Here is a 12,832-nt window from a genome sequence, read left to right on the forward strand (position 1 = left end):
ATGTGACCTACATCCGTATCAAAGGTGGCTGGTGCTACTTAGCGGTTGTTTTAGACTTGTTTGCTCGCCGTGTGGTTGGCTTTAGCGTATCCGATTCACCTAATAGCACCTTGACCGCATCAGCGCTAAAGATGGCGTATCAGACTCGCCTTAAACCAAGCGGTGTGCTGTTCCACTCTGACCAAGGCACGCATTACACCAGTAAAGAGTTCGTTGACGCGATAGCTGACTGTAAGGATATGAAGCAGAGTATGAGCCGCAAAGGAAACCCACTACGGGCACAGCCCTCCGCCTTGCACTCGGGCAAAGCAGTGCTTTGCCAATCCTCGCTCATGGGATAACGCGCCAACTGAACGCTTCTTTAGGAGCTTTAAAACCGAGTGGATGCCAAAGGGCGGTTACGAGGATATCGCTGAAGCATCGAGCGCCATTAGTGATTATATCTGGGGCTACTATCAAACCGTGAGACCGCATAGCTTCAACAATTATTTAACACCAGTAGAAACAGAAAAACGTTACTTTAATAAAAACCTCTTAGAAGGTGTCCTAAATTAGTTGACCACTATAAACCCTGCTACCGATACTTAGGCCACGCATGGCACCTGTGGCGCTATAGTATTCTCTATTGCAACCATTGGCGCGTACCCATTGCTCAGCTAAGCTGGTGGCAGACGCATCGCTATACACCCGAGACGGCGCTCCAAGTAGTACCGCAGTGTCATCAAACGCTAAGGGCGAGTCGTCATCTGCCATGCCTTCATAGATAGTATCAGCGGCGAGTCCATCGGCGCGTACCACCACTGTGCAACTGCCTAACTGCTTGGCGATCATCTGTAGCTCGTCAACAGAGTCTGTACCAGACTGTACTGAAGACTTCTCGTAGCTATAGTCAAGTGGTGATAACTCATTCTCGTCTAGTGCACTGACTAAAGACCAATAGCCAAGCTCATCTACTGAGTCACCTGATACCCACAACGTAGAGACTCCAATATCAGCAAGCAAGCCGATAATAAAATTATGGTCACTGACATCAGATTGGGTGCGCATGGCAAGCTGAGTGATTAGTTGCTCTGATGAGAGTAGCTGCTCTGAGAGCTGCCAGTCGAAGTCGTAATCGCTAAGGAGAATGGTGAGGATATCAAGGGTAGATTGATTGACAAAGCTGCGGGTATGGATGGACTGGGTCAATTGCCAGTCAGGGGTGACGATATCGAGGGTGTAAAAGTGCATGGCCCCATCAGAATGCTGATAACGAATTGCCTGAATGACGCCTGTCCGACAAGTAGGCATCCGATCTGCAGATAGCGTGGTTAAACAGACAGTTGTGCTGATTAAAGATAAACATGCGTCGATATCTAAGAAATCGTAACTGAACACTAGTATGTGACTAAAGGAGCTTTGATTGAGGCTACTTGTCCAGAAAAAGGCACTTGGATAAAGGGAGGTAGTTGCTAAAATGTCACTGCCAACGCTGAGTTGGTGTAGACGGGCAGTTTGTGAGGGCATAAAAGGGATTCTCATCATTACGACATTAAAAGCAAAACCGATAGATTACCAACAAAAGTTACTAGACTATCCTATGAGAAAAGTATAGGGTTTATTGAAATATTGTCAAGTATTAGTAACTATTGATACACTTATTAGGACATAAAAGTTTGATTTTAATTTCTATGCTATAGTTTGGTCTTTGTGTTTTCAGTGAAGTAATCGCTAATATTTTTGATGATTTGGAAGATTTAATAAATGAGTATTTACGCACAAAGACTGGCCTCTCAAATTGAATTCATTAAACAATGTGCTTTAATGAAAAAAGCGCCTACTCAAGATTTTGCTAAACACATTGATTTCACTTGTACTGAAGAACAAATAATAGGTTTGCCAGGTATTAGTCTGAACATCACCGACGATACCTCCGATGACGTTTGGCTTCGTTTAGAGCGATTGCGTGAAAACTCAGCACCTAAACCCAACAGCTCACTATTAGCACATTGGTTAACATTTCCAATAAAATTTGGCGATCAGCCTTTATTGCAAGAAAAAATCTATGTACAAAATCTAATAGATGATGGTGTTATCGCTTATGAAGAAGCATTCACACCATTTGATGTTGATGATAGCTATCAAAATGAATTATCAGATATAGAAGAATCATCAGAAATAGAAATTTACCTAAAGGATTTTCCTGAAAGAGAATCTTTACAAGATGAATTTAATGATTATCTCAAAAACATTTGGAAGCCTTGGCTAGTGCAAGAGAAGCTTGTACGCCAAAGTATTGCTCTATATGCAAAGTTATTTAAGCTCAATCAAATTCTACAAGGCAACCTAGCTGATGAATCGCTTGAGCTGGTTTGGGGTGTCGGTGTTGCTGTAAGAAAAAATACTGATAATGGACAGAATAGCGAGCAAATCAAGTATCCATTACTAACACAATCTGTAGAAATTGTATTAGATCAAAAGACAATGGCTCTACTTATAAAGCCCAACCCCTCTCCTTCTACGCTTGAGACTGAACCTTTTTCTATTGATGAGAACCAAGGTTTGGCCAATCTATTAAAAGACAGTAAAGCGTTTTATGAAGCAGAGAATGTTTTACTAAATCCGTTTTTGCCAAGTAGCTATGAGCCTATTTTAAAATCAGCAGTGACCTTGCTTGATGCTTCCGGCGTTTATTGGCCTGACCATACCATTGCAGATGAGCGAAAAATACCTAAGGCGCAAAATCACCTTATCGTCACTGATACATGGGTCATTATGGCGCGTCCTAGAAGCAATAATATATTTTTGCAAGATTTAGATAAATTCGCCATTCAGCTTGAAAATAGCGATGACCTTCCTTTACCAAATGCTCTTATAGCAATGTTGACCGAGCCTGCTACAGAAAATAAAGAAATAATACTACCTGCTTATCGTGGTCTATCTATGGTCAGCGGCAGTGAAAATTATACAGGCACGCCAGCTGAGCTATATTTTCCTAAAGCATTCAATGCTGAACAAGTACAAATCGTACAGCAACTAAATGTCCATGACGGCGTTGTCGTTCAAGGCCCTCCTGGTACAGGCAAGACGCATACTATTGCCAACGTTATTTGTCATTATTTAGCGCTGGGTAAACGCGTGTTAGTCACGTCGATGAAAGATCCTGCATTAAAGGTGCTGCAAGAAAAACTGCCTGAATCCATTCGCCCACTAGCGGTTAGTCTACTGACCAGTGAAAACGAAGGTTTAAAACAGTTCGAATATACGATTAAAAAAATATCAAGTGAAGTATCTAGTATCAATCGAGATGCCTACAAAAAAGAAATCGTCATGCTTGATAATCAAATCGATACCATTCATGCGCAACTGGCCAGTACTGACAATAAGATTACGGCTTGGGCGCGGTTAAATCTTGATGATATCGTTATAGATAGCGAAACCATCAAGCCCATAGATGCAGCGACTGAGGTTGCTCAAAACAGGCAGCTTATCGAAAGCTTTCTAGATACATTAGGCATAGAAGAGACATTTAAGCCTAGATTTACTCATGCCGATATGACTGAACTAAGAAAAATAAGAATAAAGCTCGGAAGCGATTTGGATTATCTTGATAAAAAAACACCTGCTGTTGCAGACTTCCCTTCTATCAATACCATAAAACAACTGCACAAGGATTTGAGTTATCTCAATGAGTCGCAGGAGGCTGAAAAGCAAGGAGTACTACCAAGCTTAGTGAACGAAAGTACTAGCACTATCAGCATGGCTCACGATGCTGCTTCTAATACCTCTCGTTTAATTGATCTTCTTCAAAAGATTGCAGTGGCTGGGCAGGATTGGACGACTCATATTCAGCAGAGCTTAACTGATGATACTAAGCAAGACATCATCGCTCATCTAACTGTACTCAACGATGAGATTAAGTCACTTTTTAATGAGAGGACCATTTATTTAACTAAACCTATCACGATGGCTGATAGTTTTGATAAAAATCCAGAGCTTGTTGACGCGGTCAAAAACTTATCCGAAGGCAAGAAACCATTTGGTATCGCTGGGATTTTTGGTAAGTCTGCTGAGAAGAAGATCCTTGAAGCTATCACGATTGTCTCTTCGCAACCCTCAACTGTAGAAGACTGGCAATATATATCTAGCTATATAGACTTTAGAAAAAAATCTCAGGCGCTAATTATTCGTTGGAATGCATTATCAAATGACTTGTCTTTACCAATATTCGACGTAGCACCTGATAACTTATCTAATTTGAATTCAGCCGTTCATTTATATGAAGACATTGTCGGTAGCAACAACCTACAACACATTATTAAACAAGCGTTACATGCTATTTTCTTGGGCTGGGATATCATTTCTACTGCACCTTATAATAAAGATGTTTTAGTTGAGATTGAGGGCGTTCTTAAAAAACACTTAAAGAGACATAAATTGGCAGAAAGTCTCACGCTAAAAGAAAATTTACTGAATAAGCTTACTAACTGTAATGGCGTCATTAGTGGACAAATAACGCTCTTTTTAAATCAGAGAATCGGTAATTTGTCGTTGTTAGATGAGGCATTAAGTACGGAGTGGGAAGAGCTACTCAATGAGCTACAGCGAGTAAATAATCTTGCAACAGACTTACAGACGGTCACTGCCGTTACTCAGCTTATCGAAGACAGTGGTGCGCCACTCTGGGCAAATCAATTACGCCATGAGCCTTGTCTTAATTCTCAAGAGTCATTGTCATCTGATGAACTACTTCCTGATAATTGGCAGCAGATTTGGCGTCTTAGCCGATTGATGGGCTTTATAGACAGTATAGATGGTCGCAAAGAGTTGGTTCAACTTGCCAAAACTCGTGGCAATTTAGAAGTAAATCTTGCAAGACTCTATCAAGAAGCCATCACCAAAAGAGCCTGGCTAAAGGTCGCAGAAAATGCGACGCCAAACGTGAGAGCGTCTTTAGAAAAATACCGCTCTGCCATCATGCGTATTGGTAAAGGAACAGGCAAAGGAGCGCATTATTACCGCCGTGAAGCCCGCGAAGCCTCTGCGGGAGCAAGTGCTGCTATCCCATGTTGGATTATGCCGCATTATCGTATTTCTGAATCCCTGCCAGCAGAGTTTGGCAGTTTTGACTTGGTTATCATCGATGAAGCCTCTCAGTCTGATTTAACGGCGTTGCCAGCCATCATGAGAGCCAAAAAAGTGTTAATCGTTGGTGACGATAAGCAAGTATCGCCAGAAGGCGTGGGGCTCGACATCGGAAAGATTCGTAATTTGATGGCACAATATCTGAGTAATCAAGTCCCTGTCTATCGCTCACAAATGTCACCTGATCGTTCAATATATGATTTATTTAAAGTCGTTTTTGCCGATAGCAGTGTGATGCTAAAAGAACATTTTCGCAGTGTGGCACCTATCATTGAGTTCTCTAAACGTGAGTTTTACAACCATGAGCTGATACCTTTGCGTAAAGCCAAACCCTCAGAGCGCTTGGATCCTCCATTGGTTGATATTTATGTCACCGATGGCTATCGTCTTAAAGGCTCTGATATTAATCCTTCAGAAGTCAGATTTATCGTCGATGAGATCAAAACCCTCGTCTCTGACCCAGCTTACAAAGGTAAAACCATCGGTGTGGTCTCATTGCTAGGCAACAAGCAAGCACATAATATTATGGAGATACTCAATAAAGAATTGGATGAAGCAGTAATGACTGCTTTTGATATTGCTTGCGGTGATGCCAGAACCTTTCAAGGTAAAGAGCGCGATATCATGTTTTTGTCATTGGTAGTGGCACCCGGAGCTGCCCATGCACAAACGAGAGATACCTTCGCCCAGCGAATGAATGTCGCGGCCTCAAGAGCGCGCGATAGAATGTATTTGGTGCGCAGTATTGAGTTGGATGAGCTAAGCCAAGCCGATCACTACCGATCAGCGCTTATTAAACACTTTCAAGGACCATTCATGCAAGATGAAGCAGAAGTTTCTGATTTGCGTGAGAAATGTGAGTCTCCCTTTGAAACAGAAGTCTTTGACCTTTTGGTTGAGAGAGGCTATCGAGTTATTCCGCAGGTTAAAGCTGGCGCCTATCGAATTGATATGGTTGTTGAAGGTGAAGAGGACAATAGCTTAGCTATTGAATGTGATGGTGATAGATATCATGGGCCTGACAAATGGGATAGTGATATGCAACGTCAGCGTATTCTTGAACGTGCTGGCTGGAAATTCTGGCGCTGCTTTGCGTCCACTTTTGTCACTCGTAAAAAAGAAGTCATCCAAGATTTATTAGCAGAATTGGAACGCTTAGAGATTTATCCAATCACTACCGACACGGCACATAGCAGCTCGTATGTCGAATCTAGAATCGTCAATACGGTTGAAGAACCCATACTCGATATTGAAGCTGAGACCTAAACATTTATAGCCTGCTAGATACTCAGTTCATAGCGACTATCATAATTATCTTAAGAAAAATCCGTCTTTTATCAAAGCACGGATTTTTCTGTTCTTAACTATACTTAAACTTAAAGAATCACCATTCACTACAAGCCACTATTTTACCTAGCTTATTAATACAGACAGACGTACCATCACTTTTCTCTTCTATCTGCGCTGTACCATTATTAAAATTGAAATACGTTGCACCAAAAGAAGTAACGCTCATCCTCTGTACTTTATCGTCCGAGAACTTGAAAGGAATGACAGTTCTATTGGCACCATCTATGAAGCCCCAACGATTACCTTTACGCACGCCAGCGAGCTGCTCACTAAAAGGTCTTATTTCATCATAAATGAAAGGGACAGCAACAGCTCCCGTCTTGGTAACAAATCCCCATTTATCATCTTTAATTACACCGAGCAGACCTTCATGAAAACCATAGTGCCCACCCAAATGACCATCCAGACCGTCGTATTGCGGGGCAACAACTTCTTTACCGTTAGTGTCTATAAGACCCCATAACTCCGTATTAAAGTCATAAACAGGAGCCCTATCATTGCTAAAAGAATCCATCATGGCGTAGTTATTTTCAAAACTGAGAATAACTTTATTGTTAGTATCGATGACACCATATGCATCATCTTTTACAACGACAATTTTACCTTGATAAACAGGGTTTGCCCAAACCTCATTATATTTATCATTAGGATCTATTAAGTTGTCGTAAATAGTAGGTACGACCAGTTTACCTTGTTCGTTGATATAGCCGACTTGATCGTTTTTTAAAACAGGAAAAAATCCATCGCTGTACAACCACGCCTCAACTTTATCAAAATCTTTGAGACTAGCTGTTACTTTACCTTTTATATTGAGTAACGCTTGTGGGCGATAATTGTCATCATAGGCAACAAATAGATGCGTATTATCAGTACATTGAATATTTCTATAGTTACTCTTCGGCGGCATACAGTCCTCAGCAGCTAAAGCAGGCAAACTACTTATTGAAGCAATAATTGGGACTAATAAAGCTTTAGCTATTTGCTTATACAAAACCTAATACCTCGAAATACTATTACCGTGAATTTAATCGAACACTACCACCACACTGGATCATCATTCTCCTCTCTCACCTGTTTAGAAGCTTCGACGGTGACTTCATCGGCAGACAGCTCCGCGATAAATCTTGATGGCTTGTCAAAATACCCTGAATAACTGGCGAAGTAATCAGGCGCAGTCAGATACAGTCTGGTCTTGGCACGACTACAGGCGACATAAAATAATTTTCGTTCCTCTTCTAACTCCTCAAAGTCATCTAAAGAGCGATGATGCGGCGTGATGCCATCAACGAGTGAATTGACAAACACCACTGGCCACTCTAGCCCTTTAGCACTATGAATGGTCGAAATCGTCACTTTGTCTTTATCATTGTCTTCGGGTTTATCTATGGCTGCCACTGAGTCATTGGGCGGATCAAGTGCCAAATTTTCTAAGAAATCATCAAGGCTGCTGTGCTCTGTTGCCAAATTTTTGAGCACCCGAAAATCCTCGCTGCGCTCACGCCAATTCTCTTCAATCGTTTTTAGGATAGGAATGTAAAACTCTAAAATACGCTCAATAATAGTCTCGACTGATTCTTCCTGACTTGCCTTAGTCAGAGTATGATACAAAGGCTCAAGTTGCTCACTTTTTTTGGCAAACTTTGCCGTCAGCAATGGTTCAAAAGAATTATTATCAGCATTAATCGCTTGAGTCAAACGCGTCGCAGTGACTGCCCCAACTCCTTGGAACAAGGTCAAAATTCGGTGCCATGCAATCGTATCATTGGGGTTATAAAGAATTTTTATAAAAGCTAAGACATCCTTGATATGGCGGCGCTCAACGAACTTAATACCCCCTACCACGATAAATGGAATATGACGCTCCATAAATTCTAACTGTACATAATTGGACTGAAAAGACGTACGGCACAGTACCGCAAAATCATTGTAATCCTGATCTGGCTTTAACTCGATAATCTTATCAGCAATAAACTTAGCTTCTTTCGTTTCATCACTCAGGCGGCTAAATATCGGTTTTTCGCCCGTTATAGTAGCGTTTGAATAGAGCTGTTTTTGATACCCCAAGGTGATTTGTGCGGACAAGGCATTGATATAATTTAAAACAGCAGGTGTACTGCGATAGTTTTGCTCCAGCTTAATGAGACTCGCCTCAGGATAGGTCTCACCGAACAGTAGAATATTTTCGTAATTTGCGCCGCGAAAAGCATAAATACTTTGGTTGTCATCCCCGACCACCATCAGCGATACTGACTTAGGCTCACAAATCAAATCTATCAGCTGCTTTTGCGGGATATTAGTATCTTGATATTCATCGACCATGATGTAGCGATATTGGTTTTGTAGTAATTGTCTAAATGTGTCATTGGTCTTTAAATGGCGCACGACTTGGCTAATGATGTCATCAAAATCATAGAGATGATTGGCGCGTTTATACTCGTGAAAGTCGACAGCCAACTGCTCGATAATGGGAATATGAATAGCGATATCAGGATAATTATCTTCGATCAAATTACGAATAGGAATGCGCCGATTTCTAGAGGTTGAAAAGATATTTTGTAAGGTCTTCTTGCGTGGAAAAGCTTGGCTTTTGGTTTGCGCAGGATACTTTTTTTCTTTATGAATTAAATCGATCGCATCCTCGCTATCGCCTGTATCCAAGATAGTAAATCGTGGGTTGATACCGAGCAGCCCTGAATACTGACGCAATAGCATATTGCAGAATGAGTGAAAGGTACCACTAGTGATGTCGTTTAGCGCTTTGCTGGTCGGTAGTATATCTTCTGATAATTCATCATCAGACAAAGTATTATTTAGCAGTGTCTTAGCTCGACTCTTAATCTCATTCGCCGCTTTACGAGTAAAGGTCAGTAGCAAAATGCTTTTGGGTGTCACTCCGTTTTCTAGTAAATAGCTGGTACGATACGTCAATGTTTTGGTCTTACCAGAGCCAGCACCGGCGATGACCAATACCTTACCATCGATAGTAGTGGCTGCTAACAATTGATCCGGATTCAGCTCACTGGCGTAATCTACTTTTAAGCCTAAATCACTATTTAACCTTTGCTTCAGCAGCGCAACATTGGCAGCATCGTCGGCGTCGATTAGATTTGCCTCTAGCTTTTTAATCGCTTTTTCAAGACGCGCAAGTTTAGGCTTAATCTCCATAAAGTTCTGCGGATAGTGATAGCGGTGCGTGTCAAAAATAGTGGATGTCATTATAGGAATTTGCCTTTCATTTTATGTTAGCCGCTTTTATCTGTATAAAGCACCTAATACGCAGCAGTTCAGAGATGTAGCTAAGGGATTTTAGTGTTAATAGTTAAGATTGTTAGTAAAGTTTAGCGAGTTATAGGTACTCACCTTCAATGCGCTTGTCAGCTAAATTATTATTTTATAGTACAGCTTACCATAATTGATAAAACAGCAAAATTGCTGGCGATGACTCTGAAAGACTCGGACAAAATCTCAGTATACCGCACAACAACCTCACCCCTATTCCGGTAAATTTGCTACAATATGCCCAATTTTGATTTATCATTTAACCAAACTTTATACCAACTGATTTTATTCATATATTGAGAGCATGTTATGGGTTTTAATTGCGGCATCGTCGGCCTACCAAACGTGGGTAAATCTACCTTGTTTAACGCCTTGACCAAAGCGGGTATCGCCGCTGAAAACTTTCCGTTTTGTACCAAAGATCCCAACACGGGTATCGTGCCAGTACCAGACCCACGCCTAAAGAAATTGGCTGACATCGTCAATCCTGAACGCGTACTACCGACGACGATGGAGTTTGTGGATATCGCGGGTCTAGTTGCAGGCGCGTCAAAAGGCGAAGGCATGGGTAACCAGTTCCTAGCCAACATTCGTGAGACCGATGCGATTGCGCACGTAGTACGCTGCTTTGATGATGACAACGTCGTCCACGTCGATGGTCGCGTCAGCCCTATTGATGACATCGAAACCATCAATACTGAATTAGCTTTGGCGGATTTAGAAGCAGTGGAACGTGCCATTCACAACCAGACTAAAAAGGCTAAAGGCGGTGATAAAGATGCGCAGGCCCTACTTGATATATTCAAAAAGGTTGAACCTTTGCTAGCAGAAGGGAAAGCGGCTCGCGCGGCCAATCTTGACGCGGATGAGAAAAAACTCATCAGAAGCTATGGTTTAATTACCCTAAAACCAACCATGTATATCGCTAACGTCTCTGAGGATGGTTTTGAAAACAATCCTTATCTAGATGCAGTACGCAACTACGCGACTGGCGAAGATTCCATCGTTATTGCGCTATGCAACCAAATCGAATCTGAAATTGCCCAGCTTGATGAAGATGATAAAAAAGACTTCCTAGCTGAGATGGACATGGAAGAAGCTGGCCTTGACCAAGTCATTCGTGGCGGTTATGACCTGCTCGATATGCAGACTTACTTCACCGCTGGCGTGAAAGAAGTTCGCGCTTGGACTGTGGAGATTGGTGCTACTGCTCCGCAAGCCGCTGGCGTTATTCATACCGATTTTGAGCGCGGCTTTATTCGTGCCGAAGTCATTGCTTATGATGACTTCATCGAATATAACGGTGAAAAAGGCGCAGCGGCCGCTGGTAAATCACGTCTTGAAGGCAAAACCTATATCGTGCAAGATGGCGATGTCATGCATTTCCGCTTTAACGTTTAACGTTCAAAGTCTAATAAAGCGAATGGCGTGTTTACACAGTCTTAGTACAGAACAACCAAAAGTCAGCCTTTGTGCTGGCTTTTTTTATTATAATAACGTCTGTTACCTTCAAAAAGCAGCAAATAAACTGAAAGCAATTATTAAAATAATGATAAAAATAACGGATTATAAACTATGACGGCTCATATGAATCAATCGCTTAATGGTAGTGCGCGTTGGGCGCAATTATTTAGCGCGCAGCGGCTGGGCAGCCATAAAAAAGCACCTGCACAAGACAGCGCGCGCTCATCCTTTCATAAAGACTATGACCGACTGGTATTTTCGCACTCCTTTAGGCAGCTCAATCAAAAAACCCAAGTCCATCCATTGACAAATCAGTTGGGCATTCATACTCGTCTAACCCATTCGCTTGAAGTCTCTTGTATTGGACGCTCATTAGGAATGATGGCAGCAGAAAAACTGCATGATAAATCAGCCAGCGGTCTACCAGTAGGCGTCTCGCCAGCCGATGTCGGAGTCATTGTTCAAGCAGCCTGCCTCGCTCATGATATTGGTAATCCGCCTTTTGGTCATGCAGGAGAATACGCCATTCGCGATTGGTTTATGCATCCTGACCGTCAGGCTATTTTACAAAATCTGAGTAATAATGAGCAATTGGACTTACTGGCCTACGAAGGCAATGCGCAAGGATTCCGGCTACTCGCCCGTAATGAGCATCATCCTGATAAGGGCGGTATGCGCCTCACTTGCGCGACGTTGGGTGCCTTTATGAAATACCCTTGGCTAGCGACGCATAGCAATCATGTTTCTGAAAGCACTTCCCCAAGTAATTCGCTCACCAATGTACAAAAATTTGGCTGCTTTTATAGTGAAGCCTCTCAGTTAGAAGAATTGGCAGCCTGTTTGGGTCTACCGCGCTCGCAGCAACACGATGGTTTTGCCCGCCATCCACTGGCCTATTTGCTAGAAGCAGCCGATGATATCTGCTACGCACTGATAGATTTGGAGGATGGCATCAATCTCAATATGCTAACCTATAGCGATGTCGCCACCATATTTTATGAATTGATTGGTGAGCGGCCGAGCAATATTAGTCTGCCAGCACACATGTCTGTTAGGCAAAGCCTAGCATCACTACGAGCGCGCGCGATGATGCGCTTGGTCAATACTGTCACCGATGCTTTTGTTGCTAATAGTGAGTCGCTGCTAGCCGGAACACTCAATGGCAGTCTATTTGCACATTGTGATACAAATGTGCAAAATGGTATTAATCGAGCCAAACAATTGGCCCGTGAGCAAATATTCAATCACCCAAGCAAAGTGCGAATGGAATTGATGGCGAACCAATGCTTGCATCGCCTATTAGATGCCTTTATACCCTTGGCTTGGACAAACGCAAAAACTGCGCCAATATCCTTTGAGCAGCAGCGCCTACAAAAACTGCTACAACCGTATCTCGACGAGCATCAACGGGTATTATCAGATAATATCTATCACAATATTTTAAATATATTGGACTTTATTACTGGCATGAATGACCATGAGGCGTATAGATTGGCGCAGGAACTACAAGGTCACTGGGGCACAATGGTTTAGACTAAGGGTTTAAAAGACCAGTGCAGGTCTAGTAAATTTACACTCATTGCCTATTTCAGTCGTATTCTTGCGCTGAAATGAG

7 protein-coding genes and 1 pseudogene are annotated in these 12,832 nt (G+C 42.2%); 5 read left to right on the forward strand and 3 right to left on the reverse strand.

The features are described 5' to 3' along the window. A partial coding sequence (locus W293_RS15930) for a DDE-type integrase/transposase/recombinase (RefSeq protein WP_156916406.1) occupies positions 1-341 on the forward strand: 341 nt, incomplete at its 5' end. 22 nt (positions 342-363) lie between these two features. Continuing rightward, a pseudogene (locus W293_RS16880) lies at positions 364-555 on the forward strand (IS3 family transposase); the annotation flags it as partial. Here W293_RS16880 and W293_RS15935 read toward each other — a convergent pair. Beyond that, positions 547-1,506, reverse strand: a complete 960-nt coding sequence (locus W293_RS15935) for a contractile injection system protein, VgrG/Pvc8 family (protein WP_037028740.1) — start codon at positions 1,504-1,506, stop codon at positions 547-549. The pseudogene W293_RS16880 and the gene W293_RS15935 overlap by 9 nt on opposite strands. Before the next feature lie 237 nt (positions 1,507-1,743). On the opposite strand from W293_RS15935, the gene W293_RS0101750 reads away from it, so the two are divergent. Next, the gene (locus tag W293_RS0101750) at positions 1,744-6,390 is read left to right on the forward strand and encodes an AAA domain-containing protein (protein ID WP_025650813.1); all 4,647 of its coding nucleotides are present in this window, start codon (positions 1,744-1,746) and stop codon (positions 6,388-6,390) included. Positions 6,391-6,508: 118 nt separating this feature from the next. On the opposite strand, the gene W293_RS0101755 is transcribed toward W293_RS0101750, so the two are convergent. Further along, positions 6,509-7,465: a WG repeat-containing protein gene (locus W293_RS0101755; RefSeq protein ID WP_025650814.1), complete on the reverse strand. Its 957-nt coding sequence runs from the start codon at positions 7,463-7,465 to the stop codon at positions 6,509-6,511. Between the two features lie 44 nt (positions 7,466-7,509). After that, complete coding sequence (locus tag W293_RS0101760) at positions 7,510-9,690, reverse strand: ATP-dependent helicase (RefSeq protein ID WP_025650815.1); 2,181 nt, start codon at positions 9,688-9,690, stop codon at positions 7,510-7,512. 372 nt (positions 9,691-10,062) lie between these two features. Between W293_RS0101760 and ychF the strand changes: the two genes are divergently transcribed. Next, the gene (ychF, locus tag W293_RS0101765; RefSeq protein WP_025650816.1) at positions 10,063-11,154 is read left to right on the forward strand and encodes a redox-regulated ATPase YchF; all 1,092 of its coding nucleotides are present in this window, start codon (positions 10,063-10,065) and stop codon (positions 11,152-11,154) included. A 174-nt stretch (positions 11,155-11,328) separates the two neighbouring features. Continuing rightward, positions 11,329-12,750, forward strand: coding sequence for a deoxyguanosinetriphosphate triphosphohydrolase (locus W293_RS0101770; RefSeq protein WP_025650817.1), 1,422 nt, complete (start codon positions 11,329-11,331; stop codon positions 12,748-12,750). Positions 12,751-12,832: the final 82 nt, after the last annotated feature.

It is taken from the genome of Psychrobacter sp. TB67, assembly GCF_000511065.1.
Lineage (GTDB): Bacteria > Pseudomonadota > Gammaproteobacteria > Pseudomonadales > Moraxellaceae > Psychrobacter > Psychrobacter okhotskensis.

Coding starts and splice junctions, on each gene's coding strand:
- W293_RS0101760 (WP_025650815.1), bottom strand. CDS start 9,690: ATGACATCCACTATTTTTGACACGCACCGCTATCACTATCCGCAGAAC.
- W293_RS0101750 (WP_025650813.1), top strand. CDS start 1,744: ATGAGTATTTACGCACAAAGACTGGCCTCTCAAATTGAATTCATTAAA.
- ychF (WP_025650816.1), top strand. CDS start 10,063: ATGGGTTTTAATTGCGGCATCGTCGGCCTACCAAACGTGGGTAAATCT.
- W293_RS15935 (WP_037028740.1), bottom strand. CDS start 1,506: ATGCCCTCACAAACTGCCCGTCTACACCAACTCAGCGTTGGCAGTGAC.
- W293_RS0101770 (WP_025650817.1), top strand. CDS start 11,329: ATGACGGCTCATATGAATCAATCGCTTAATGGTAGTGCGCGTTGGGCG.